The organism is Streptomyces odontomachicola (assembly GCF_039605595.1).
Lineage (GTDB): Bacteria > Actinomycetota > Actinomycetes > Streptomycetales > Streptomycetaceae > Streptomyces.
This window is the reverse complement of sequence record NZ_JBCFOK010000005.1, coordinates 82,135-105,178: the sequence shown is the minus strand read 5'-3', so window position 1 is coordinate 105,178 and position 23,044 is coordinate 82,135. Positions and strand designations below refer to the sequence as shown.

Below are 23,044 nucleotides of genomic sequence, written 5' to 3'. Positions count from 1 at the left end.
GGAGGAGCCCGGACCAGCGGCCCGGGCTCCATGATCTTGCGCGGTCCGCGTACGGGGTACGGGACGCGGTACGAGGCGTGCCCGGCCTCGTACGGGGCGGTGTGCCGGCGGCGTGGTCAGCCCGCGGTGACGCGGCTGCGCAGCTCGCCGTCCGGGCCCGCGAGCAGCACCGGAGCGGCCGGTCCGCCCAGGTCGTGCACCACCGCGAGGTCCTCCTGCGACACCTGCTCCGCCTCGGACACCACGGCGGCGGCCTCCAGGGACTTGGCGCCGGAGGCCACGGCCATGGCCACAGCGGTCTGCAGCGCGCTCAGCTTGAGCGAGGGCAGCACGACCGAACCGGCCACATAGGTGCGGCCGGTCTCGTCCCGTACGGCGGCGCCCTCCGGCACGGCGTTCCGCGCGCGTGCGCTGCGCGCCAGCGTGAGGATCTTGCGGTCTTCGGGGTCCAGGTCCTGGGGCTGGTCAGTCATGGTCCCGAGCATATGCGGCGGTCAGCGCCCCGCGGGTGCCGGTGCCCGGCAGCGGGGTGTGCAGCACCACCTGGAGGTCGGGGCGGGCGTCGAGGCCCAGGCAGCTGGTCTCCAGGACGAGCGGCACGCCGTCCTGGCCGGTGATCTCCTTGCGGAGCTGGCCGGACGAGCCGACGTCGCCGCGCGCCCACAGCTCCCTGAACTCCGCGCTGCACGCGGCGATCTCCTCGTACAGCAGGCGCAGCCCCTCGTCGTCCGGGCGCTCGGCGAAGGCCGCGCGGAACTGCGAGACCACGTGCGGCGCCGTCCGCTCCCAGGTCAGCTCGCGGGTCCGGTAGCGCGCGTCGGTGAAGAAGTTGAGCAGGCAGTTGCGGCTGCGGTCGAGCTCGAAGACGTCGCGCGCTGCCTCGTTGTAGGCGACGGCGTTCCAGTAGACGTCGAGGAGGTGCGCCGGGTACGGCAGCCAGGCGTCGAGCAGCCTTTGCAGGCCCTCGCACACGCGCGGGTCGATCTCGTCGAGGTCGGGCAGCGGCGGGTTGAGCCCGGCCAGTACGTACAGGTGGCGGCGCTCGGGGCCGCGCAGCCGCAGCACCCGCGCGACCGCGTCCAGCACCTGCGGGGAGACGGTGATGTCGCGGCCCTGTTCCAGCCACTGGTACCAGGAGGCGCCGACGCCCGCGAGCACGGCGACCTCCTCGCGGCGCAGGCCCGGCGTGCGGCGGCGCGCGCCGCCCGAGGGCAGCCCGGCCTCGCCCGGGCTGATGCGGGCGCGGCGGGCCATCAGGAACTCGCGCAGCTCCTGGCCGCGCCGGGACTTCACGGGTTCCGGGCGGGACTTCACGGGTTCCGTGGCAGCGGGCAGCACGGCTCTCCTCTTCCTGGTGGTGGGACCACCAGCAGTAACAGCGGCTCCCCGCGGGGTGTTCCGCGCCGGGAGGCTCGCCGCATGACAACCGAAACAACTGTCGAGGTACCGGAGCGCGTTGAGGGCGCCGCGGGAGTCCCTGACCCGGTGGACGGCCCCGCGCGGTTCTCCGTACGGGAGCGGATGCTGCTGGTGCTGCTGTGCGGCGCGCAGTTCCTGGTGGCGCTCGACTTCTCCGTACTGAACGTGGCACTGCCGGTGCTGGGACCCGAACTGGGGCTGTCCGAGGGCGGCTTGCAGTGGGCCGTGACCGCGTTCGCGCTGCCGACCGGGAGCTTCCTGCTGCTGTTCGGGCGGCTGGGCGATCACTGGGGGCGGCGGCGCATGTTCCGGGCCGGTCTGACGGTCTTCACCGGCGCCTCCGTGCTGGCGGCGCTCGCGCCGGACGCGGGGCTCTTCCTGGCCGGGCGCGCGTTGCAGGGGCTGGGCGCGGCCGCGCTGGTGCCGACCGGCATGGCGCTGATCACCACGTCCTTCGCCGAGGGGCCGAAGCGTACGAGGGCGCTGAGCATCAACGGTTCGCTGATGGCGGTCGGCTTCACGGTGGGGATGGTGGCCGGCGGCATCCTCACCGACACGCTCGGCTGGCGCTCCACGATGGGGCTGCTGGCCGTGGGCGGCGGCGCGGTGCTCGCGGGGCTGCTGTGGGCGCGTTCGCTGCTCGCCGAGACCCGCGCGGAACGGCGTACGGGGCTCGATGTGCCGGGGGCGCTGAGCGTGACGGGCGGGCTGCTCGGGATCGTGTACGCGCTGTCCACCGCGGCCGAGCAGGGGTTCTCGCGGCCCGACGTGGTGGTCGCCGGGGTGGCGGGGGTGCTGTTGCTGGCGCTGTTCGTACGGGTGGAGTCCCGCGCCGCCGAACCGCTGCTCCCGCTGTGGATGCTGCGCCGGCGCACCGTCGCCTTCGGCAATCTGGGCGGGCTGGCGACGGTGTCGATGATGACCGCGACCGTCTTCCTGCTGACCCTCTACCTGCAACGGGTGCTGGGTGTCTCGGCGTTCGTGTCCGGGCTGGTCTTCGGTGTGCAGGGGCTGGTGTCGGTGCTGGGTGGCGCGGTGGCGCCGCGGCTGGCGCGGCGGTACGGGGCGCCGCGCACGTTGGCGCTGGCGCTGGGCGGTCAGGGCGTGTTCACCGCCGCGCTGCTCGGCACGGGGGCGGGCTCCGTGTCCGGGCTGTGGCTCGTGGTGGTCGCCGTCTCGCTGGCCAGCGGCCTCCATCTGGTGGCGGTCGTCGCGTACGGGGTCACCGCGACGTCCGGTCTGTCCGACGCGGAGCAGGGGCGGGCGACGTCGCTGGTCACGAGTGCGATGCAGGTGGGGATGGCGCTGGGGATCCCTCTCCTGACGTCCCTGTCCGTGGGCGTGACCGGGGCGACGGGCTCCCCCATGGCCGGCATCCACGCGGGTTTGGCCACGGCGGCCGTGGCGTTGCTCGCGACGGGGACGACGGTGGCCGGCACGCTGCGAGCGCGCCGCCGCTGACACTCCGCCCCGCGAGGTGTGGGCGCTACGCGCCGCCGCCTCCCCCTCCCCCCACCTCCGGTGTGGGCGTGCGTTCCGCTAGGGGCGGAACGGGCGGGCACACCGGAACCGCCAGCCGCGAGGCCGACCCCACCCCGCACCCGACGCACGCGCTCGGCGCGGGCGTTCACGGGGCTGCGCCCCGAGCCCCGTTGGCAACGTGGTTGCGCAGGAGCAGGGGGCGCAAGTCCGGTTGTGCCCACCCGTTCCGCCCCGACGGAACGAATGCCCACAACCTTGTGGGGGGGGAGGCGGCCAGGCGGGACTGCAGCCCACAACCTCGTACGAGGCGGCGGGGTGGGCAAAGCCCCAGGCTTGACCGCAGCCCACCACCTCGTACGGAGGCGGAGGTGTAACCCCACAACGCTCCAGGCCGGCCGCACGGCCACGGGTAGAGAGGCGTTGGAGAGGTCAGTCCTCCGGGGTCGTGGCCCGGTGGTCCGGGGACGGGGTGGGGGCCTCCTCTTCGGGTGCCGGTGCCGCAGGCGCCTCCCGCACCGGCTCCACCAGGACCGTGACGATGCGGTTGCGGCGACCCGCGGGCGACTCCGCGGTGAGGCGGAGCGCCGTCAGCTCCGGATCCGAGCGGTCCTCGGTCACATCCACCGTCGCCCGCGCCCCCGCGATCGGCACCTTGCCCAGCGACTTGGCGAGCAGGCCCCCGACCGTCTCCACGTCCTCGTCGTCGAGCCCGACCAGCCCGTACAGCTCGCCGAGATCGCCGATGTCGAGCCGCGCTGTGACCCGGTAACGCCCCTCGCCGAGGTCCTCGACGGGAGGCAGCTCGCGGTCGTACTCGTCCGTGATCTCGCCGACGATCTCCTCGAGGATGTCCTCGATCGTGACGACCCCGGCCGTGCCCCCGTACTCGTCGATCACGACCGCGACGTGATTCCGCTCCTGCTGCATCTCGCGCAGCAGATCACCCGCGTTCTTGGTGTCCGGAACGAAGGAGGCCGGCCGCATCGCCGTGGACACCAGATCCGTCTCGGCCTCCCGGCTGATGTGCACCTTCCGCGCGAGGTCCTTCAGATACACCATCCCGACCACGTCGTCCTCGCTCTCCCCCACCACGGGGATGCGCGAGAAGCCGGAGCGCAGCGCCAGGGTCAGCGCCTGCCGCAGGGTCTTGAAGCGCTCGATCGTGATCAGGTCGGTGCGCGGCACCATCACCTCGCGCACCAGGGTGTCGCCGAGCTGGAAGACGGAGTGCACCATCTTCCGTTCCTCGGCCTCGATGAGCGACTCCCGCTCCGCGAGGTCCACCATCGCGCGCAGCTCCGCCTCGCTCGCGAACGGGCCCTTGCGGAAGCCCTTGCCGGGCGTGAGCGCGTTGCCGAGGAGGATCAGCAACTGGGGAACGGGGCCGAGGATGCGTACGAGCGGGACGAGGACGTACGAGGCGGCCGTGGCGGTGTTCAGCGGGTGCTGGCGGCCGATGGTGCGCGGCGAGACGCCGATGGCGACATACGACACGAGCACCATCACGCCGACCGCGACGGCCAGCGCCTCCCAGGTCACCTCGATCGAGCGCAGGCAGGCGTACGTCACCAGCACGCCGGCCGCCATCTCGCTGGCCACCCGCAGCAGCAGCGCCAGGTTGAGATAGCGGGTGGGCTCGGCGGCGACCTGGGCCAGCCGGTCGGCGCCGCGGCGGCCCTGGCGCACGGCCTCCTCGGCGCGGTAACTCGTCGTGCGGGACAGTCCCGCCTCCGCGCAGGCGGCCAGCCAGGCCAGCACCACCAACAGCACGGCGAGGGCGATGAGCTGCGTGGTCACGGCGTCGGCCCCCGGCCCGTCACGAAGTGGTGGTGGGCGCGGGCGACGGGCCCTCGAGCCCGCGCTCCGCGCGCCAGCCGTCGAGGATCGCCGACTGGAGACCGAACATCTCGGTCCGCTCGCCGGGCTCCTCGTGGTCGTAGCCGAGCAGGTGCAGCACGCCGTGCACGGTGAGGAGCTGGAGCTCTTCGTCCATGGAGTGCTGGGTGGGCGCGTCGGCGCCCTGCTGCTTCGCCACCTCGGGGCAGAGCACGATGTCGCCGAGCAGGCCCTGCGGGGGCTCCTCCTCGTCCCGTACGGGCGGCCGCAGCTCGTCCATCGGGAAGGACATCACATCGGTCGGTCCCGGCAGGTCCATCCACTGGAGGTGGAGCTGCTCCATGGCCTCGCCGTCGAGGACGATCAGGGAGAGCTCGGAGAGCGGGTGGATGCGCATCCGGCCGAGGGCGTAGCGGGCGATGTCGAGGAGGGCCTCCTCGTCGACCGCCGTACCGGATTCGTTGTTGACGTCGATGGCCATGGTGCGGAGGTCTCAGCGCTTTCTGTTGCCGGAGGAACCGGAGGATTCGGAAGAGTCGGAGGCGTCGGAGGATCCGGAGTGGCCGGAGGAGCCCGAGCGGCCCGAGCCCGAGTGGCCCGAGGAGCCCGAGCCGCGGTGGCGCTTGCCGCCGCCGTCACGGCCGCCCTGGGCACCGGTCCCGTTGCCCGTGCCGTTGATGGTGCCGTTGCGGTCGTCGTACTCCTGGTACGCGTCGACGATGCGGCTGACCAGCTTGTGCCGCACCACGTCGGAGCTGCTGAGATACGAGAAGTGCACGTCGTCGACGCCGTCCAGGATGTCCTGCACCTGGCGCAGACCGCTCTTCGTGCCGCCCGGCAGGTCGATCTGGGTCACATCGCCGGTGATCACGATCTTGGACTCGAACCCGAGGCGGGTGAGGAACATCTTCATCTGTTCCGGGTTCGTGTTCTGCGCCTCGTCGAGGATGATGAACGCGTCGTTGAGCGTCCTGCCGCGCATGTACGCCAGCGGCGCGACCTCGATCGTGCCCGCCGCCATCAGGCGCGGGATCGAGTCGGGGTCGAGCATGTCGTGCAGCGCGTCGTAGAGCGGGCGCAGATAGGGGTCGATCTTCTCGTAGAGCGTGCCGGGCAGATAGCCCAGGCGCTCGCCGGCCTCCACGGCGGGGCGGGTCAGGATGATGCGGTTGACCTGCTTGGCCTGGAGCGCCTGCACCGCCTTGGCCATCGCCAGATACGTCTTGCCCGTGCCGGCGGGGCCGATGCCGAAGACGACCGTGTGCTTGTCGATGGCGTCGACATAGCGCTTCTGGTTGAGCGTCTTGGGGCGGATGGTGCGGCCGCGGTTGGACAGGATGTTCTGCGTGAGGACCTCGGCGGGCGTCTCGCCGCCCTCCTCGCCGTCCCCGCCGCGCTCGCGGAGCATCGCGATGGAGCGCTCGACGGCGTCCTCGGTCATCGGCTGGCCGGTGCGGAGCACCAGCATCATCTCGTCGAACAGCCGCTGGAGCAGGGCCACTTCGGCGGCGTCGCCTGTGGCGCTGATCTCGTTTCCGCGCACGTGGATGTCCACGTCGGGGAAGGCGCCCTCGATCACACGGAGGAGGGAGTCGCCGGAGCCGAGCACCGTGACCATGGGGTGCTTGGCCGGGACGGAGAACTTGGCCGTCGCCTGGTCAGACACTGCTCGCTCGTCGCGCCCGTTCTGCTGGGTCGTTGTCTGCGTCATGGGCGGCCCGAAGGGCCTACTCATCCCTCTCTGTCCTGTGCGGCACCTGCGTTATCAAGACTACGACGCGGCACTGACAGCCCGGAAAGCAATTGCGGACCCGGCGCCGACGCCGGCCCCCCACGCGGGCACGCGAGCGGGGTCCCGTACGGCTCCCGTACGGCCCCGCGCGCTCAGTTCCCGCGTTCCGGGCCCGGCCGGAATCCGATGGTGGGCACGGCGCGGGCCGGCGGCGCCGGGCGGCCGCAGCCCGCGAGCAGGGCGTCCAGGAACGCGTACCTGCGCAGCGTCTCCGGCTCCTGGTCGGCGTACGCGCGCACGTGCCGCCACCACGCGGCGACCTCGGCCCAGCCCGGGGCCGAGAGCGAGCCGCCGAACTCCTGCACCGAGAGCGCCGCCGTCAGCCCCGCGAAGGCGAGCCGCTCAGGCAGCGGCCAGCCGGCCAGCGAGCCCATGACGAACCCGGCCATGAACACGTCGCCCGCGCCGGTCGGATCCAGCGCCTCCACGGCGATGGCCGGTACGTCGGCCGTCTCCCCCGTGCGGCCGTCCACGGCGTACGCGCCCTCGGGGCCGAGGGTGACGACGGCCACCGGCACATGGCGGGTGAGGGCGCGGGCCGCGGCGCGCGGGCAGTCGGTGCCGGTGTAGCGCATGGCCTCCACGGCGTTCGGCAGGAACGCCTCGCAGTGCTCCAGGCCCGGCAGCGCGGCCAGGTCCCAGCGGCCGGTGTCGTCCCAGCCGACGTCCGCGAAGATCCGGCTGCCCGCGCGGGCGGCTGTGGCGATCCACTCCTGCTGCTCGCCGGGCACCAGCGAGGCCACGCAGGCGCGGGCCTCGGGCGGGCGCTCGGGCGCGCGCGGGTCGTAGGCGGTGGCGGCCTCGGCGGGCTGCCGCTGGAGGGGGTGCATGGGCGGCTGCGGCGGGGCCTGGTGGCCGTGCGAGACCATGGTGCGCTCGCCCTCGTACGCCATGGAGACGGTCACCGGGGAGTGCCAGCCGGGGACGGTGCGGGAGAGGGTCAGGTCGATGCCCTCGCCGCGCTCCAGGGCCTCCCGGCAGTAGTCGCCGTACATGTCGTCGCCGAAGGCGGCGGCCAGGGATGTACGGAGGCCGAGGCGGGCCAGTGCGGTGGCCATGTTGGCGACGCCGCCGGGGCTGGAGCCCATGCCGCGCGCCCAGGTCTCGGTGCCGCGTACGGGGGCCGAGTCGAGGCCCGTGAAGACGATGTCGAGGAAGACGGTGCCGGTGAGGTACACGTCGCGGGACGGGTCCGCTGGGCCCCTCAGCGCGGCCAGCGGGTCGAACCTGTCCCCCTGAGGCGGCCCCTGTGCCCGCCGCCCCGCTCCAGCACCCGTACCGCTCACCCTCGGCCTCCTCCTCCGTCCGTTGCGGTGGGGCCAGTGTGCCGCACACGGGAGCGCCCGCGAGGCAACCCGGGCCCCGCGGGGTTGGATCTCCGGCCTCACCTGGGGCATTGCCCACCCCCGCGAGGTTGCGGGGTGCGGCCCCGCCTGGCCGCTTCCCCACCCCACGAGGTTGCGGCTGCGGTCAGGCCAGGGGCTTTGCCCACCCCTCCCCCCACGAGGTTGTGGGCATTCGTTCCGCCGGGGCGGAACGGGTGGGCACAACCGGACTTGCGCCCCCTGCTCCCGCGCCACCACGCACCTGACGAAGCTCGGGGCACAGCCTCGTGAACGCCCGCGCCGAGCGCGGGACTTGGGTGCGGGGTGGGGTCGGCCTCGCGGCTGGCGGTTCCGGTGTGCCCGCCCGTTCCGCCCCTGCGGAACGACCGCCCACACCTCGGTGGGGGGGGGAGGGAGTTAACCCGTCAATGTGAGGCCCCGTTCCAAAAGCTTTTCCAAGTCGTCCAAGTCGCACGGTGGCGGCTCCACCAACGGAGCTCGGGCGGGGCCCACGGGGCGCCCCCGCAGCCGCGCCCCCGCCTTGACCAGCGAGACCGCGTACCCCGGCACCCGGTCCCGCAGCTCCACCAGCGGCGCGTAGAACTCGCGCAGGAGCAGTTCGACCCGCGCCTCGCCCTCCGCCCCCTCCCGCAGCGCGGCGAAGAAGGAAGCGGCGATCTCCGGCGCGAAGGCGTGGACGGCGGAGGAGTACGCCGGGACGCCCACCGCCGCGTACGGCCTGGCCTGCATCTCCGCCGTGGCCGTCCCGTTGAGGAAGAGGAAGCCCGGCGGCGCGGACAGCGTCAGCCGCTGGAGCCGGTCGAGGTCGCCGTGCCCGTCCTTGAGCCCGATCACCCCGGGGATCCGGGCGATCCGCCGCAGCGCGTCGGGCGTGTAGGAGACCTGGTCGCGCTGGTACGCGATGAGCGGCAGCCCCGTGCGCGAGGCCAGCGCGGAGAGCTGCCCGACCAGCCCCTCCTGCGGCGCGCCCACCGGACAGTGCGGCAGCACCAGCGCCGCGTCAGCGCCCTCCCGCTCGGCGATCGCGGCGAAGCGCGCGGCCTGCGCCCACCCGTACCCGACGCCGGCCACCACCGGCACGGCCCCGTCGGCCGCGCGCACGGCGGCCCGCACCACCGCGCCGTACTCCTCCTCGTCCAAGGAGAAGAACTCGCCGGTCCCGCAGGCCGGGAACAGCGCACCGGGCCGCGTCGCGAGCTGGGCCGCGAGATAGGACCCGTAGCCGTCCAGGTCCAGCGAGCCGTCCCGGGCGAAGCTGGTGAGCGGGAAGGCGAGCACGCCGCGCGCCATGCCCTCGCGCAACCGCCCGGCGGTACGGGCGTGCCGCGCGCCGGGGTCCTCCGCCCGGCCCTCGTACTCCGGATGGTGCTCCGGGCGGTTCGCCATCGGGGAGTCTCCGTATGCAGATGACGTCCATATATGGGAATGGGGACTCGGGACCCTAAGGAGGCGAACTCCGGGGGTCAAGAGGTCAGTTGAGGGCTCTTCGGGGACGCAGGACGACACACGGCGACACGCGAGCCGCGAACGTTTAACAAAATGTTGCATCTCCGCGCGTAGATACGGCCGCCGTCTGCTGCTACGTTCCGCACGATCCCCCCGTACGTCATGTCCCATTCACCGACCCCCCGTCAGGAGTACGCACATGGCACGGCTCTCCCTGCGCGCACCCCGCACCCGGCTCGCCGTCGCGACGGTCAGCGCGGCGGTCGCGGGCAGCGCACTGTTCGGCATCGGCCAGGCGACGGCCGAGCACTCGGTGCCCCGTACCGATCGGGAAATCCCCAACCTCGATCAGGTCAAGGACCGCATCGCGGCGTACTACGGCGACATCGAGACGCCGCAGGGCGAGCACTACGCCTCACCGCGCAGCCACTACGCGCAGCAGACCCGCGGCATCGCGGCCGGCGCCCAGCGCGACCTGAAGAAGGCGCTGGCCAAGGACGACGAGAAGGGCGGGGGCGGCAGCGGCAAGCCCGCGATCGTGCTGGACGTGGACGACACCACGCTGCTCACGTACAACTTCGAGCGCAAGGTCGGCTACGACTTCAGCGACAAGGCGCAGGACGAATACCTCCGCACCACGGACATGGACCCGGTCTTCGGCATGAAGAAACTGGTCAACTGGGCGCACGACAAGGGCATCACGGTGTTCTTCCTGACCGGGCGCGACGAGCACCAGCGCGACTGGAGCGTGCGGAACCTGAAGAAGGTGGGCTACAAGAACCCCGTCGACCGCGGCCACTTCTTCCTCAAGAACAAGAAGAACCCGCCGCCCTACCTGCCGTGCGGCGCCGACTGCTCGACGATCGAGTACAAGTCCGGCACGCGCAAGCACATCGAGTCGGAGGGCTACGACATCCTGGGCAACTTCGGGGACCAGTACAGCGACCTGCGCGGGGGCCACGCGGAAAAGACGTACAAGCTCCCGAATCCCATGTACTACCTTCCGTAGGCGTCAGCCCGCCTACGCCCGAGGAGCCTCCGTGCCCGCCACGCCCGCCGCCCCGCCCGTCACCCTGGACGACATCCGTTCGGCCGCCGCCCGGCTGGAGGGCGTGGCGCACCGCACCCCGGTCCTGCGCTCCCGCACCCTGGACCGTCTTGTGGGCGCGGAGGTGCACCTCAAGTGCGAGAACTTCCAGCGCGCCGGGGCCTTCAAGTTCCGCGGCGCGTACAACGCGCTGTCCCGGCTCGGGCCCGAGCGGCTGGCGCGCGGGGTCGCCGCGTACTCCTCGGGCAACCACGCGCAGGCCGTCGCGCTGGCCGCGCGCGAGCTGGGCAGCAAGGCCGTCATCGTGATGCCGGAGGACAGCCCGCGCGCCAAGCTGGAGGCCACGGCCGACTACGGCGCCGAGATCGTCACCTACGACCGGTACACCGAGAGCCGCGAGGAGATCGGGCAACGGCTCGCCGACGAGCGCGGGTTGGCGATCGTGCCGCCGTACGAGTACCCGGACGTGATGGCGGGACAGGGCACCGCCGCGCTCGAACTCCTCGAGGAGGCGGGCGACCTGGACGCGCTGGTCGTCCCGGTGGGCGGCGGCGGCCTGATGGCCGGCGCGGCCACCGCGGCGACCGCTCTGCGCCCCGGCATCCGCATGATCGGCGTCGAGCCGGAGGCGGGCGACGACACCAAGCGCTCCCTGGAGGCGGGCCGCCGCGTCGCGCTGGACGCCGTGCCGCGCACCATCGCGGACGGCCAGGGCGCGGTCACGCCGGGCGAGTTGACCTTCTCCGTGAACCGGCGGCTGGTCGAGAGCATCGCGCTGGTCGGCGACGACGAGATCCGCGCCGCGATGCGGCTCGCCTTCGAGCGGCTGAAGACGGTGATAGAGCCGAGCGGCGCGACCGGGATCGCCGCGCTCCTCGCGGGCCGCGTCGACCCGCTGCCGCGCCGCGTCGGCGTCATCGTCACCGGCGGCAACATCGGCCTGGACCGCTTCGCCGAACTGATGGCGGACGGAAACGGCGGACACGAGGGGAACGGCGGACACGAGGGGAACGGCGGACACGAGGGGAACGGGAGCGGGAACGGGGCGTGAACGGTACGGGGATGCCGCGCGGGATCCGTTCGCGAGCGGTGCGCGGCGGGGCCCCTGCGTCCTTCGTACCGCAGTTCGGGGCCCGTACCATCAGGGGAACGTGACCTGGTGGCGCTCACCGGCCGGCGGCTGACGACCCGTCCAGCCGCCGGCTGCCGGTGAGCAGAGGGAAGAAAGCAGACGCGTTCCATGGCAGACACCGCTCCGGGCTCCGCCGGCCCCGCTGACTCGGCGCATCCCGCGCTGAGTTCGGCCGGCTGGACGCCGGAGCGCGACGAGGGCGAGGCCGCGCTCGCGAACGCGCGCGAGGTGGCCTCGCTGACCGCCGCCGCCGGCGACGGCGCCTCCTGGGAGCTGTTCCCGGCGGCCGAGCGCGCGGTACGCGCGTTCCACGGGCTGCGCGTCGAGCCGGCCGGCGACGGCGCGTCCGGCGCGGGCCCGACCGGGTCCACGGTCGACCCGCTGCTCGCCGCGCCCGCCATCGCCGCGCTGCGCAAGCTGAGCGCGGCGCTCGGTGTGCAGCTCTTCCCACTGGGCCGCACCGACACCGACACGCTGCTGGCCGTGGACGAGGCGGACCGCCTCCTCGGGCTCGGCGGGGGCGAGTGGTGGCTGCTCGGCGAGGACGTCGCCGAGGGCCTGGAGGGCATCGCGCAGGGCCGCGCGCCGACTCCGCTGCGCACCCGCAGGTGGTCCTGGCCGATCGCCGCGATGGACGGCGAGGACGCGGTCGGCGACGCGATGAAGACGGCCACGGTGTGCGCGTATGTGCTCCACCACAGCGGGGTGTTCAGCACCCGCTCGTACCGCGTGACGGCCGCGCCCCGCCGCACGGGCCGCGCCGCGGCGGGCGAGCCCCTCTTCGAGCAGCGCTACCGCCTGCGGACCGGCCCGCTGGAGGAGAACGCCGAGCGCATCGCGGAGGAACTGCGCGCCGCCGTGACGGAGTCCGGCACCCCGCTCTCCGAGACCCGGCTCGCCGTCACCCTCCTCCCCTCCTCCTCGGCCACGGCCCCCTGGACAACGGTGACCTGCACGGCGACGGTCAACGGCCCCCGCCACCACACCCCCACGACCCTGGCCCTCACAGCGGGCCCGGGCGCCTCGACCGGCCCCTTGAACGAGGCGGTCACCGAGGCGGCGAAGGAGCTGGAGCGGTACGCGGGACAGCGCACGGGCTCGGAGCGCGCGGGCTCGGAGGGAAGCGGCTAGGCCCGGTCACGGGCGGCGCAGGAAATCCCCCACCGCACCCGCGAATTCCTCCGGCGCGTCGTCGTGGAGCCAATGGCCGGCCGCGGGGAAGGTCAACAGGCGGGTATTCGGGCGGTGTTCGACCATGTCGTGGGCCAACTCCTCGGGGAGCATGGCCGTGCGGGCTCCCCTGAGGACCAGTGCGGGGCAGGTGGAGGCCAGCCAGTCGGGCCACCAGTCGCCGCAGCCGCTGCGCTGGACGGCCATCATGTCGTCCCAGTCGAAGAGGAAGCGCCAGTGCGTGCCGTCCGGCGAGGGCTCGGCGCTCTGGAGGAAGAAGGCGGACACGACGCCGGACGGCACGCCCCGCGCCTCGATCGCGGCGCCCAGCGCCTCGCGGCTCGGCGCCGTACGGGGCCAGCCGCGCACGTCCAGCACGGGGTGCGGGACCTCGGGGCTGCGCACGACAGGGCCGATGTCCTCGATCACGAGGGAGGTCACCAGGCCGGGGTGGCGGGCGGCGAGCTGGTACGCGGTGACGCCGCCCCGCGAGTGGCCGAGCACCGGGAGCGGGCCCAGGTCGAGGGCTCGTACGAAGGCGGCAGCGTCGGCCACGAAGGAGTCGCAGTCATAGACGTCCGTACGGGGGCTGTGCCCGTGTCCGCGCTGGTCGGGGGCGATCAGGCGCACGCCCCGCTCGGCCAGCAGCCGGGCCGCCCGCGCGAAATTGGCGCCGCGCCCGAACGAGCCGTGCAGGGCGACCAGCGGCAGGCCGTCGCCGCCCGCATCCTCGTACGCCAGCGGCATCCGGAACATGGCGCCACCGTACGTCGCTCAGCGCCGCTTGGGCACCGGGATTCTCATCAGGTCCTTGGCGACGGTGAGTTCGCCCTCGAAGCCGGCCGCGCGGGCCTGTTCCGCGAAGACCGAAGGGTCCGCATACCGCTGCGAGAAGTGGGTGAGGACGAGGCTGCGTACGCCGGACTCGGCCGCCACCCGCGCCGCCTGGCCCGCGGTGAGGTGGCCGTGCTCCTTGGCCAGGGCCGCGTCCTCGTCGAGGAAGGTGGACTCGATGGCCAGCAGGTCGCAGCCCTCGGCCAGTTCGTACACGCCCTCGCACAGCCGGGTGTCCATGATGAACGCGAAGCGCTGCCCGCGCCGCCGCTCGCTGACGTCCTCCAGGCGTACGCCGTCCAGCTCGCCCTCGCGCTGCAGGCGGCCCACGTCGGGGCCCGAGATGCCGCGCTCGGCGAGCAGCGCGGGCAGCATCCTCCGCCCGTCGGGCTCGACGAGGCGGTAGCCGTACGCGTCGACGGGATGCGAGAGGCGGCGCGCGGAGAGCGTGAACGGCGGGGCCGGTTCCGGCCCTTCGGGCGAGGCGAGGACGCCGGACTCGCGCATCGGCTCCTCGCGCAGCGCGACCGTCTCCTTGTACGCGGTGGCGTACCGCAGCCGCTGGAAGAAGCGGCGGCCGCTCGCCGGGTAGTGCGCGGTGACGGGGTGCGGCACCCGGTCCAGGTTGATGCGCTGGATGACACCGGCGAGGCCCAGCGAGTGGTCGCCGTGGAAGTGGGTCACGCAGAGCCGGTTGAGGTCGTGCGCGGCGACTCCCGCGCGGAGCATCTGCCGCTGGGTGCCCTCGCCGGGGTCGAACAGGATGCCCTCGCCGTCCCACAGCAGCGCGTAGCCGTTGTGGTTGCGCTGCCTGGTGGGGACCTGGCTGGCGGTGCCGAGCACGACCAACTCTCGTACGGACAAGGGTCTTTCCCGTTCTGTTCCTGCTGTTCCGGTGCGTCCTGCGGCCCGCGGCCGTGCGTACGGGTCAGCCGGGGGGCCACTCCAGGCCGCGGCCGCCCAGGACGTGGGCGTGTACGTGGAAGACGGTCTGGCCCACGCCGGAGCCGGTGTTGAAGACCACGCGGTACCCGGTGCCGGGCGGCCCGTCGGTCGCGGCGATCTTCTCCTGCTCGGCGATCCGGCCCGCCTCGCACAGCACGTCGGCGGCGATGTCCGGCGCCGCGGCGGCCAGCGTGGCGGCGTCCCGGTAGTGGGACTTGGGGATCACGAGTACGTGAGTGGGCGCCTGCGGGTTGATGTCACGGAAGGCCACCGTCGTCTCCGTCTCCGAGACGACGGTGGCCGGCACCTCACCAGCGGCGATCTTGCAGAACAGGCAGTCAGCCTGACGTTCTCCAGCCATGGGCCGGATGTTACCGGGCGTGCTCCTCGGCCCCCGCATCCCGTGGGTCGGGCGTCTCGCAGCCGCAGGGCGTGGGGCCCGGGTCCGGCTGCTCCGGACTGGCCGTCACGGTGACGGTGACCGGCGGGGTCTCGGGCGGCTGGGTGGTCGGCTCGTCCGGCGGGCTGTGGGTGGGCTGCACGGTCTCGGTCACCGTGGGGCGGGGCCAGTCGGTGGGCTGCGGCGCCTGGGTGTGGCTCGGGGTCGGGAACGGGGGCGGGGTGTGGGGCGGCTGCGTGGGGGTGGGGGCGGCGGAGCAGTTGCCGAGCACGCTGGCCTCGAAGACGACGCGGCCCTCGACGCGGGCCACCAGTCCGCCGCGTACGCAGCGGCCGTTGCGCTCCTCGATCACCTTGCCCTTGAGGGTGATGTCCTTGCCGTCGGTGGTCTGGCCGCGGCAGTCGACGGCGGCGACGTTGTGGGTGGCGTGGGGGTTCGCGGTGGCGGCGCCCTGCGCGGGTTTCCGTTCGCCGACCTGCGAAGTGCAGCTCAGCCACTGGACCTTGACGCCCGCGCGCTCCAGGGCCTTGGTGCCGGTCTGGTCCGTGGTGAGGGCCACCGCGGTGGAGTTGAGGCCGCCTGCGGCGGCGGGATCGCACGCGGTGGTGGCGGCGAGGGCGGCGCAGAGGGCGCCCGCCGCGATCAGCAGCCGTTTACGCCGTAATGGGCCCATGTGCCTTAGGTAAGCACCGGGGCGCGGGGCGCGGTAGACAAGTTTGCGTCCACCCTGGCGGGGCTGCGCCCACAGCGAGAAGCGACTGCTCGTACGCAGCCCTCCGCGGACGCCGCAGACCAGAGAAGGCCCGGCCGGAGGCGCGGAGCGTCGTAGGGCGGGCCGCCACTCACAAGTCGGGCGCAACCACCCACCCACATCCCGCCGCAACGGGAAGCAACCAGAAGCGGGCCCGACCGGCGGTCAAAGCTAAAGCTCGTGCGCGAAAGGCGGTCTCGCACCCGCGCGCGAAACCGTCACCGCCGCGGCCCGGGCCGCAAAGGACAGGACGTCCCGCCAATCGTCCGCGGAAAGCGCCCCCACCTCACGCCCCACCAGCCGATGCAGCAACGCCGCGTTCACCGTGTCGCCCGCGCCGATCGTGTCGGCCACCTCGACGCGTACCCCGGGGACGCTCACCTCGCCGACTCCCCGCGCCAGCACGCTCAGGCCCTCGCCCCCGCGGGTCAGCACGACCGCCGCCGGGCCCTCCTCCAGCCAGTCCTTCGGCGAGCCGCCGAGCCACTCCGCGTCCTCCTCGGAGAGCTTCAGCAGCGTGGTGTGCGGCAGCCACGAGCGGAAGCGCTCGCGGTACGCGTCGGCGTCCGGAATCAGCCCGGCGCGGATGTTCGGGTCGAGCGCCGTGAACACGCCCTCGGCCGCCGCCGACCGCATCAGCTCCTCGTACGCGCTCGCCCCAGGCTCCAGGACCAGCGAGTTCGTACCGAAGGACACCGCGCGGGTCCCCTCGGGCAGTCGCGCAGGCGCCTCGAAGAGCCGGTCGGCGGTGCCCTCCACGTAGAACCCGTAACCGGCCGAACCGTCCGCGCCGACCGTCGCCACCGCCAGCGTCGTCGGCTCCTCGCCCCGCTGCACGTGCGAGACGTCCACCCCGGCCTCGCGCAGCGAATCCAGCAGCGCCTCGCCGAAGTTGTCCGTGGAGACCCGCGAGCAGAAGGCGACGGAGTCGCCGAGACGCCCCAGCGCCACCGCCGTGTTGAACGGGCCGCCGCCCAACTGCGGGACGAGCGGCGTCAGTCCGCCACCGTCCCGGTCCTGCGGTACGAGGTCGATCAGTGCCTCACCGGCGACGACTATCACTGCGCTGTCCTCCCACTGCCCATGGATTCGCTGACCATGGATCGCTGTCTCACTCCGTGCCCCGCTCCTCAGCCCCAGCGCCCCGTGCGCCCCAGCAGCAGCGCGGCCGCCGCCGTGCCGGCCGTCGAGGTGCGCAGCACGCTGGGACCCAGCCGGTACGGGCGCGCACCGGCCTCGGCGAAGGCCGCCAGCTCCTCGGGCGAGACCCCGCCCTCTGGCCCGACCACCAGCACGATCTCGCCGTCGGAGGGCAGCGCGGCGGAGGCCAGCGGCTCGGCCGGCCGGCCCTCACCATCCGACGATTCGTGCAGCACGGCGGCCAGGGCCGCCCCCGACAGCAGCTCGCACACCCGCTTCGTGGAGGCGGGCTCGTCGACCTCGGGGAAGCGCAGGCGGCGCGACTGCTTGCCCGCCTCGCGCGCGGTGTTGCGCCACTTCGCGAGGGACTTCGCGGCCCGCTCGCCCTTCCACTGCGTGATGCAGCGGGCGGCGGACCACGGGACGATCGCGTCCACGCCGGTCTCGGTCATGGTCTCGACGGCGAGTTCGCCGCGGTCGCCCTTGGGCAGCGCCTGCACGACGGTGATGCGCGGGCGCGGCTCCTCCTCGGTGCGGACCTCGGCGATCTCCACCTCCAGCCGGTCCTTGCCCTCGACGCCGGCGACCGTGCCGTAAGCGCCGGTGCCGGAACCGTCGGTGAGCACGACCTCCTCGCCCGTACGGAGCCTGCGTACGGACACCGCGTGCCGGCCCTCGGGGCCCTCCAGCACCACGGTGCCGGGCGTGAGTTGAGAAGTCTCGGCGAGGAAGACGGGGGCGCTCACGCGTAACCGCCTCTGGACAGGGACATGCCGTCCCGCGCGACGGTCAGCTCGGCCGCCAGCACCTCCACGAGCTGGGCCGCGGGCAGTTCGCGCGCGAGCCGGTGGCCCTGGCCCGCCCACAGCGCCATGCCCTGCGGATCGCCCGCCTTCGCCGCGGCCTTGCGGAGCCCGGAGGTCAGGAAGTGCACCTCGGGGTAGGCGGCGGGCGCGTACGGGCCGTGCTCGCGCAGGAACCTGTTGACCAGCCCGCGCGCCGGGCGGCCCGAGAAGGCGCGGGTCAGCTCGGTGCGGGTGAACAGCGGATTGGTCATGGCCTGCTTGTGCAGCGGGTTGGCGCCGGACTCGGGCGTCACCAGGAAGGCGGTGCCGAGCTGCGCGGCGCTCGCCCCCGCTGCCAGCACGGCGGCGATCTGCGCCCCGCGCATCAGCCCGCCCGCGGCGATGATCGGGAGCTGCACGGCCTCCTTGACCTGCGCGACCAGGGACAGCAGGCCGAAGGCCGCGCTCCCGCCGTCGCCCTGCGGGTCGTCCTTGTGGGTGCCCTGGTGGCCGCCCGCCTCGACGCCCTGCACGATCAGCGCGTCGGCGCCGCACCACTCGGCGGTCTGCGCCTCGGCGACCGAGGTGACGGTGACCAGGGTGAAGGTGCCCAGCCGGGCGAACCGTTCCAGCACGCTGCGCGTGGGGCAGCCGAAGTGGAAGGAGACGACCGGGACCGGGTCGTCGAAGAGTATGGCGAGCTTCGCCTCGTACGCGTCGTCGCCGCCGCGGTCGGTCTCGCCGAGGGCGGTCTCGTACCAGGTGGCCTCGCCGGCGAGCTGGTCGCGGTAGACCTCGACGGCCGCGGGGTCGCTGGTGGGCGGCTGCGGCATGAAGAGGTTCACGTTGAAGGGGCCAGAGGTCAGCCTCCGAAGCTGTTTGACCTCCTCGTACATGGCCTCCGGCGTCTTGTACCCGGCGGCGAGCGAGCCGAGCCCGCCCGCCTCGGTGACGGCGCCGGCCAAGTCGGGGCCCGACACCCCGCCTGCCATCGGCGCCTGCACGATGGGGTGATGGATCAGCTCGGCGAGCGTCAGCGCGGAGGACATGCGGGCCATCCTGTCACGCACCTTTCCACCAGACGGATGTGGGCACCCTCACATCAAAGAGGCCCCGCCCAAGGCTGTGGGCAGTCTGCGGCCAGGGGCCGCAGGGTGGGCACAGCCGCACCGCACCCGCGAGGCCGACGCCCCCACGCACCCGACGACCGCGCTCGCGGCGCGAAGCCGCACGCGCACGCAAAAGGCGGCCCGCCGCCATCGGCGGGCCGCCCGGTGCGACGTTCGGCTCAGCGGCCGTTGAAGGCGTCCTTCAGGCGGGAGAACAGGCCCTGCTGACCCGGCTGGAACTGGCCCTGCGGCCGCTCCTCCCCGCGCATCTGCGCGAGCTTGGTCAGCAGCTCCTCCTGCTCGGGCTCCAGCTTCGTCGGCGTCAGCACCTCGACGTGCACGATGAGCTGACCGCGGCCGCCGCCGCGCAGGTGCTTCACGCCGCGCTCGTGCAGCGGGACCGACTGCCCGGACTGGGTACCCGGACGGATGTCGATCTCCTCCATGCCGTCCAGGGTCTCCAGCGGCACCTTCGTACCGAGGGCGGCCGCCGTCATCGGGATGGTGACCGTGCAGTGCAGGTCGTCGCCGCGGCGCTGGAAGGTGGGGTGCGACTTCTCGTGGATCTCCACGTAGAGGTCGCCGGCGGGGCCGCCGCCGGGGCCGACCTCGCCCTCGCCCGCGAGCTGGATGCGGGTGCCGTTGTCGACACCTGCGGGGATCTTCACCGTGAGCGTGCGGCGGGAGCGGACCCGGCCGTCGCCCGCGCACTCCGGGCACGGGGTCGGCACGACGGTGCCGAAGCCCTGGCACTGCGGGCACGGCCGCGAGGTCATGACCTGGCCGAGGAAGGAGCGCGTGACCTGGGAGACCTCACCGCGCCCGCGGCACATGTCGCAGGTCTGCGCCGAGGTGCCGGGCGCCGCGCCCTCGCCGGTGCAGGTGTTGCACACGACGGCGGTGTCGACCTGGATCTCCTTGGTGGTGCCGAACGCGGCCTCTTCCAGGTCGATCTCCAGCCGGATCATGGCGTCCTGGCCCCGCCGGGTCCGCGAGCGCGGTCCGCGCTGCGAGGCGGTGCCGAAGAAGGCGTCCATGATGTCGGAGAAGTTGCCGAAACCGGCACCGAAGCCGCCCGCGCCGCCACCGGCGGCGCCCGAGGAGGAGGGGTCCCCGCCCAGGTCGTAGACCTGCTTCTTCTGCGGGTCCGACAGGACCTCGTAGGCGGTGTTGATCTCCTTGAAGCGGTCCTGGGTGTCCGCGTCCGGATTCACGTCCGGATGCAGCTCGCGCGCCAGCCGCCGGAATGCCTTCTTGATCTCGTCCTGCGAGGCGTCACGCCCCACGCCGAGGACCGCGTAGTAGTCCGTCGCCACTTACGACTCCGCCAGGATCTGTCCGACGTACCGTGCCACTGCGCGTACAGCTCCCATCGTTCCGGGGTAATCCATGCGGGTCGGTCCGACCACGCCGAGCTTGGCGACTGCCTCGTCGCCCGAACCGTAGCCGACCGATACGACCGATGTGGAACTGAGGCCCTCGTGATCGTTCTCATGCCCGATGCGCACGGTCATGCCCGAGTCCGTCGCCTCCCCGAGCAGTTTGAGGAGCACGACCTGCTCCTCGAGGGCCTCCAGCACCGGCCGGATGGTCAGCGGGAAATCGTGTCCGAAGCGGGTCAGATTGGACGTACCGCCAATCATCAGCCGCTCCTCGGTCTCCTCGACCAGCGTCTCCAGCAGCGTGGCCAGCACCGCCGAGACCGTACCGCGGTCGTCGGCGTCGAAGGCCTCGGGCATGTCCTGCACCAGCGACGGCACCTCGGTGAAGCGCTGCGCCACCACCCGGCTGTTCAGCCGCGCGCGAAGGTCGGCCAGCGTGGACTCGCCGATCGGCGCGGGGCAGTCGATCATGCGCTGTTCGACCCGCCCGGTGTCCGTGATCAGGACCAGCATGAGCCGGGCCGGAGCGAGCGAGAGCAGCTCGACATGGCGCACCGTGGACCGGGTCAGCGAGGGGTACTGGACGACGGCGACCTGCCGGGTCAGCTGCGCCAGCAGCCGTACGGTCCTGCCCACCACGTCGTCGAGGTCGACCGCTCCGTCCAGGAAGTTCTGGATGGCGCGGCGCTCCGGCGAGGACAGCGGCTTCACTCCGGCCAGCTTGTCCACGAAGAGCCTGTAGCCCTTGTCGGTGGGGATGCGGCCCGCGCTGGTGTGCGGCTGGGCGATGTACCCCTCGTCCTCCAGGGCGGCCATGTCGTTGCGCACCGTGGCCGGGGAGACCTGGAGGCTGTGCCGCTCGGTCAGGGCCTTGGAGCCGACCGGCTCCTCGGTGCCGACATAGTCCTGGACGATGGCGCGCAGCACTTCGAGCCTGCGTTCACTGAGCATCGCGCACACCTCCCGTCCGGCTGTCGCCGTATCCGCTCCGGGCCGCCCCCGGTATCCCTCCGGCTGCTGCCCTGCCCCGCCGCCGGTAGTCGTCCCGACCGGTCCGCCGGCCGTCGGCCGGCTGTCCTTCGCTGGCACTCTCGGCCGCTGAGTGCCAGTTTTCCCCCGCCAGTGTAAAGCGGGCGTGTACCCGCGGGGCAAGGCACCCGGGCCGCGAGGCCCCGGCGACGTGCCGGACCGACGGTATCGCGCCAGTTGGAGCGGCTGCGGATAGCGTCGTCGTATGGGCGCCCAATGGGAAGAGTCACAGCGCGAAGCGGCGGAGCACGCCGCCGGTTCCGGATGGGAGCGGCCCGCGCCGGGAGTGCTGCGGCGCAGGCTGCCGCACTGGGACGCGACGGTCGGCGCGGTGGAGGGAAGCGACGGGCTGCTGGTGATCGACACCGGTTCCTCGCTGCGCGAAGGCGTGGAGATCCGCCGCGAGTTGTGGGAGCTGACGGGACTGCCGGTGCGCCATGTCGCGCTGACCCACCCGCACTTCGACCACGTGCTGGGCACGGCAGCCTTCGCCGGGGTCGAGGTGTACGCGGCCGAGGGCGCCGCCACCCTGCTGGGCGGCTCATGGCACCGCGAAGTGCTGCGGGGCGACGCGGTGGGGCACGGCCTCGATCCCGGGACAGCGGACGAGGCGCTGGACGTGCTGGTGCTGCCCGCGCATCCTGTGGCACGCGAGCTGCCGCTCGGGCTGGGGGGCGAGCGTGCCGTTCTGCTGGTCAACGCGGGTCCCGGGCACTCGGCGCACGACCTCGCCGTGCTGGTGCCGGGCGAGGGGGACGTGCCGCCCGTGGTGTTCTGCGGCGATCTGGTCGAGGAGTCGGGCGAGCCGCAGGCGGGCCCCGACGCGCGCCCCGGGTTCTGGCCCGCCGCGCTGGACCGGCTGCTGGAACTGGGCGGCGAGGACGCGGTCTACGTGCCGGGCCACGGCGCGCTGGTCGACGCGGACTTCGTACGGGCCCAACGGGACGAGCTGGCGCGGCGGTTCGGCACGGGGTAGGCGGTACGGCGCTTTGCTGCCGGGCAGCCGGTACGGCGGCTCGGTACGGGCGAGCGGGCTGCCGGGCGATGGCGCGGGGCCCTTCGGCGGGTCCGGGCGGGTTCGGCGGGTCCGGGTGGGGGTGCGGAAGATCCGTTGGGAAGAATGGCGGGCATGCGCAGCCGCCGTTACGACGCCGATCTGACCCCGCCGTGGAAGAAGCCGCAGGCCGTGCCCGAGGTGCCGGCCGACCCCGAGCTGGTCGTGGAGGAGGTGACGACCGGCTTCTGCGGCGCGGTGATCCGCTGCGAGAAGACGGCCGAGGGGCACACGGTGACCCTGGAGGACCGGTTCGGCAAGCACCGCGTGTTCCCCATGGAGCCGCGCGGCTTCCTGCTGGAGGGCAAGGTCGTCACGCTGGTCAGGCCGGTCGCGGGCGGTGGGCCCGCCGTACCGAAGTACACCGCATCGGGCTCGGTCGCGGTGCCCGGCGCGCGTGCCCGGGTCGCGCGGGCCGGGCGCATCTACGTGGAGGGCAAGCACGACGCGGAGCTCGTCGAACAGGTCTGGGGCGACGACCTGCGCATCGAGGGCGTCGTCGTGGAGTACCTGGAGGGCGTCGACGACCTCCCGGCGATCGTGCGGGAGTTCGCGCCGGGCCCCGGCGCGCGCCTCGGCGTGCTGGTCGACCACCTGGTGCCGGGCTCCAAGGAGTCCCGCATCGCCGAGCAGGTGACCGGCGACCACGTGCTGGTGTGCGGGCATCCGTACATCGACATCTGGCAGGCCGTGAAGCCCTCGTCGGTGGGCATCGCCGGGTGGCCCGAGGTGCCGCGCGGGCAGGACTGGAAGACCGGGGTGTGCCGCGGCCTGGGCTGGCCGGAGAACACCGGCGCCGCCTGGCAGCGCATCCGCTCCGCCGTGCGCTCCTACAAGGACCTGGAGCCCGCGCTGCTGGGGCGGGTCGAGGAGCTGATCGACTTCGTGACGGAGCCGGAGACCGCGTAACGGGGCACGAGGGCAAGCTTTCGTCCGCGTACCGG

General features: G+C 73.1%; 22 protein-coding genes. 6 read left to right on the top strand and 16 right to left on the bottom strand.

All coding sequences use genetic code 11. The annotated features are described in order from the left end of the window. Positions 1 to 116: 116 nt before the first annotated feature. Positions 117 to 473: a cytidine deaminase gene (locus ABEE00_RS10500; protein ID WP_345745065.1), complete on the bottom strand. Its 357-nt coding sequence runs from the start codon at positions 471 to 473 to the stop codon at positions 117 to 119. Further along, entirely contained in the window at positions 466 to 1,254 is a 789-nt protein-coding gene (locus ABEE00_RS10495) for a helix-turn-helix transcriptional regulator (RefSeq protein ID WP_345745421.1), read from the bottom strand. Before ABEE00_RS10495 ends, ABEE00_RS10500 begins: the two co-directional genes overlap by 8 nt. Before the next feature lie 165 nt (positions 1,255 to 1,419). On the opposite strand from ABEE00_RS10495, the gene ABEE00_RS10490 reads away from it, so the two are divergent. After that, positions 1,420 to 2,880 carry an MFS transporter gene (locus ABEE00_RS10490; protein ID WP_451918543.1) on the top strand — a complete coding sequence of 487 codons (1,461 nt, stop codon included), beginning with the start codon at positions 1,420 to 1,422 and terminating at the stop codon, positions 2,878 to 2,880. 450 nt (positions 2,881 to 3,330) lie between these two features. Here ABEE00_RS10490 and ABEE00_RS10485 read toward each other — a convergent pair whose 3' ends face one another. The 5 genes from ABEE00_RS10485 to ABEE00_RS10465 form a co-directional block, all read right to left on the bottom strand. Then, on the bottom strand, positions 3,331 to 4,698 hold the full coding sequence (locus ABEE00_RS10485; protein ID WP_345745064.1) for a hemolysin family protein: 1,368 nt from the start codon (positions 4,696 to 4,698) through the stop codon (positions 3,331 to 3,333). Positions 4,699 to 4,717: 19 nt separating this feature from the next. Then, complete coding sequence (gene ybeY / locus ABEE00_RS10480; protein ID WP_345745063.1) at positions 4,718 to 5,218, bottom strand: rRNA maturation RNase YbeY; 501 nt, start codon at positions 5,216 to 5,218, stop codon at positions 4,718 to 4,720. Between the two features lie 12 nt (positions 5,219 to 5,230). After that, entirely contained in the window at positions 5,231 to 6,448 is a 1,218-nt protein-coding gene (locus ABEE00_RS10475; RefSeq protein WP_451918542.1) for a PhoH family protein, read from the bottom strand. 173 nt (positions 6,449 to 6,621) lie between these two features. After that, on the bottom strand, positions 6,622 to 7,815 hold the full coding sequence (locus ABEE00_RS10470) for a carbohydrate kinase family protein (protein ID WP_451918541.1): 1,194 nt from the start codon (positions 7,813 to 7,815) through the stop codon (positions 6,622 to 6,624). A 456-nt stretch (positions 7,816 to 8,271) separates the two neighbouring features. After that, positions 8,272 to 9,261, bottom strand: coding sequence for a 5-dehydro-4-deoxyglucarate dehydratase (locus ABEE00_RS10465; RefSeq protein ID WP_345745062.1), 990 nt, complete (start codon positions 9,259 to 9,261; stop codon positions 8,272 to 8,274). Positions 9,262 to 9,520: 259 nt separating this feature from the next. Between ABEE00_RS10465 and ABEE00_RS10460 the strand changes: the two genes are divergently transcribed. The 3 genes from ABEE00_RS10460 to ABEE00_RS10450 all read left to right on the top strand — a co-directional run bounded on the left by ABEE00_RS10460 (position 9,521) and on the right by ABEE00_RS10450 (position 12,632). Continuing rightward, positions 9,521 to 10,330: an HAD family acid phosphatase gene (locus ABEE00_RS10460; protein ID WP_345745061.1), complete on the top strand. Its 810-nt coding sequence runs from the start codon at positions 9,521 to 9,523 to the stop codon at positions 10,328 to 10,330. Between the two features lie 31 nt (positions 10,331 to 10,361). Continuing rightward, positions 10,362 to 11,420: a pyridoxal-phosphate dependent enzyme gene (locus tag ABEE00_RS10455; protein WP_345745060.1), complete on the top strand. Its 1,059-nt coding sequence runs from the start codon at positions 10,362 to 10,364 to the stop codon at positions 11,418 to 11,420. A gap of 189 nt (positions 11,421 to 11,609) precedes the next feature. Beyond that, positions 11,610 to 12,632 carry an SUKH-3 domain-containing protein gene (locus ABEE00_RS10450; RefSeq protein ID WP_345745059.1) on the top strand — a complete coding sequence of 341 codons (1,023 nt, stop codon included), beginning with the start codon at positions 11,610 to 11,612 and terminating at the stop codon, positions 12,630 to 12,632. 6 nt (positions 12,633 to 12,638) lie between these two features. Here the strand turns inward: ABEE00_RS10450 and ABEE00_RS10445 are convergent, their stop codons facing one another. The 9 genes from ABEE00_RS10445 to hrcA form a co-directional block, all read right to left on the bottom strand. Continuing rightward, on the bottom strand, positions 12,639 to 13,427 hold the full coding sequence (locus tag ABEE00_RS10445) for an alpha/beta fold hydrolase (protein WP_345745058.1): 789 nt from the start codon (positions 13,425 to 13,427) through the stop codon (positions 12,639 to 12,641). Between the two features lie 18 nt (positions 13,428 to 13,445). Then, on the bottom strand, positions 13,446 to 14,369 hold the full coding sequence (locus ABEE00_RS10440) for a ribonuclease Z (RefSeq protein ID WP_345745057.1): 924 nt from the start codon (positions 14,367 to 14,369) through the stop codon (positions 13,446 to 13,448). 64 nt (positions 14,370 to 14,433) lie between these two features. Next, entirely contained in the window at positions 14,434 to 14,811 is a 378-nt protein-coding gene (locus ABEE00_RS10435) for a histidine triad nucleotide-binding protein (RefSeq protein ID WP_345745056.1), read from the bottom strand. A gap of 10 nt (positions 14,812 to 14,821) precedes the next feature. Then, complete coding sequence (locus ABEE00_RS10430; protein ID WP_345745055.1) at positions 14,822 to 15,523, bottom strand: hypothetical protein; 702 nt, start codon at positions 15,521 to 15,523, stop codon at positions 14,822 to 14,824. Positions 15,524 to 15,772: 249 nt separating this feature from the next. Next, a complete protein-coding gene (locus ABEE00_RS10425; protein ID WP_345745054.1) occupies positions 15,773 to 16,663 on the bottom strand; it encodes a carbohydrate kinase family protein in 891 nt (296 codons plus the stop codon). 68 nt (positions 16,664 to 16,731) lie between these two features. Then, complete coding sequence (locus tag ABEE00_RS10420; RefSeq protein WP_345745053.1) at positions 16,732 to 17,487, bottom strand: 16S rRNA (uracil(1498)-N(3))-methyltransferase; 756 nt, start codon at positions 17,485 to 17,487, stop codon at positions 16,732 to 16,734. After that, entirely contained in the window at positions 17,484 to 18,596 is a 1,113-nt protein-coding gene (locus tag ABEE00_RS10415) for a nitronate monooxygenase (RefSeq protein ID WP_345745052.1), read from the bottom strand. Before ABEE00_RS10415 ends, ABEE00_RS10420 begins: the two co-directional genes overlap by 4 nt. 218 nt (positions 18,597 to 18,814) lie before the next feature. Then, positions 18,815 to 19,951, bottom strand: a complete 1,137-nt coding sequence (gene dnaJ / locus ABEE00_RS10410) for a molecular chaperone DnaJ (RefSeq protein WP_345745051.1) — start codon at positions 19,949 to 19,951, stop codon at positions 18,815 to 18,817. After that, the gene (hrcA, locus tag ABEE00_RS10405) at positions 19,952 to 20,968 is read right to left on the bottom strand and encodes a heat-inducible transcriptional repressor HrcA (RefSeq protein ID WP_345745050.1); all 1,017 of its coding nucleotides are present in this window, start codon (positions 20,966 to 20,968) and stop codon (positions 19,952 to 19,954) included. A 283-nt stretch (positions 20,969 to 21,251) separates the two neighbouring features. Here hrcA and ABEE00_RS10400 point away from each other — a divergent pair, with 283 nt between their 5' ends. Then, positions 21,252 to 22,022 carry an MBL fold metallo-hydrolase gene (locus ABEE00_RS10400; protein ID WP_345745049.1) on the top strand — a complete coding sequence of 257 codons (771 nt, stop codon included), beginning with the start codon at positions 21,252 to 21,254 and terminating at the stop codon, positions 22,020 to 22,022. Between the two features lie 153 nt (positions 22,023 to 22,175). Further along, complete coding sequence (locus ABEE00_RS10395) at positions 22,176 to 23,009, top strand: DUF3097 domain-containing protein (protein WP_345745048.1); 834 nt, start codon at positions 22,176 to 22,178, stop codon at positions 23,007 to 23,009. Positions 23,010 to 23,044 lie beyond the last annotated feature (35 nt).

Excerpts from the sequence above, each read along its gene's own strand:
- ABEE00_RS10500 (WP_345745065.1), bottom strand. The coding sequence starts at position 473 with ATGACTGACCAGCCCCAGGACCTGGACCCCGAAGACCGCAAGATCCTC.
- ABEE00_RS10495 (WP_345745421.1), bottom strand. The coding sequence starts at position 1,254 with ATGGCCCGCCGCGCCCGCATCAGCCCGGGCGAGGCCGGGCTGCCCTCG.
- ABEE00_RS10490 (WP_451918543.1), top strand. The coding sequence starts at position 1,420 with ATGACAACCGAAACAACTGTCGAGGTACCGGAGCGCGTTGAGGGCGCC.
- ybeY (WP_345745063.1), bottom strand. The coding sequence starts at position 5,218 with ATGGCCATCGACGTCAACAACGAATCCGGTACGGCGGTCGACGAGGAG.
- ABEE00_RS10475 (WP_451918542.1), bottom strand. The coding sequence starts at position 6,448 with ATGACGCAGACAACGACCCAGCAGAACGGGCGCGACGAGCGAGCAGTG.
- ABEE00_RS10465 (WP_345745062.1), bottom strand. The coding sequence starts at position 9,261 with ATGGCGAACCGCCCGGAGCACCATCCGGAGTACGAGGGCCGGGCGGAG.
- ABEE00_RS10460 (WP_345745061.1), top strand. The coding sequence starts at position 9,521 with ATGGCACGGCTCTCCCTGCGCGCACCCCGCACCCGGCTCGCCGTCGCG.
- ABEE00_RS10450 (WP_345745059.1), top strand. The coding sequence starts at position 11,610 with ATGGCAGACACCGCTCCGGGCTCCGCCGGCCCCGCTGACTCGGCGCAT.
- ABEE00_RS10445 (WP_345745058.1), bottom strand. The coding sequence starts at position 13,427 with ATGTTCCGGATGCCGCTGGCGTACGAGGATGCGGGCGGCGACGGCCTG.
- ABEE00_RS10435 (WP_345745056.1), bottom strand. The coding sequence starts at position 14,811 with ATGGCTGGAGAACGTCAGGCTGACTGCCTGTTCTGCAAGATCGCCGCT.
- ABEE00_RS10430 (WP_345745055.1), bottom strand. The coding sequence starts at position 15,523 with ATGGGCCCATTACGGCGTAAACGGCTGCTGATCGCGGCGGGCGCCCTC.
- hrcA (WP_345745050.1), bottom strand. The coding sequence starts at position 20,968 with ATGCTCAGTGAACGCAGGCTCGAAGTGCTGCGCGCCATCGTCCAGGAC.
- ABEE00_RS10400 (WP_345745049.1), top strand. The coding sequence starts at position 21,252 with ATGGGCGCCCAATGGGAAGAGTCACAGCGCGAAGCGGCGGAGCACGCC.
- ABEE00_RS10395 (WP_345745048.1), top strand. The coding sequence starts at position 22,176 with ATGCGCAGCCGCCGTTACGACGCCGATCTGACCCCGCCGTGGAAGAAG.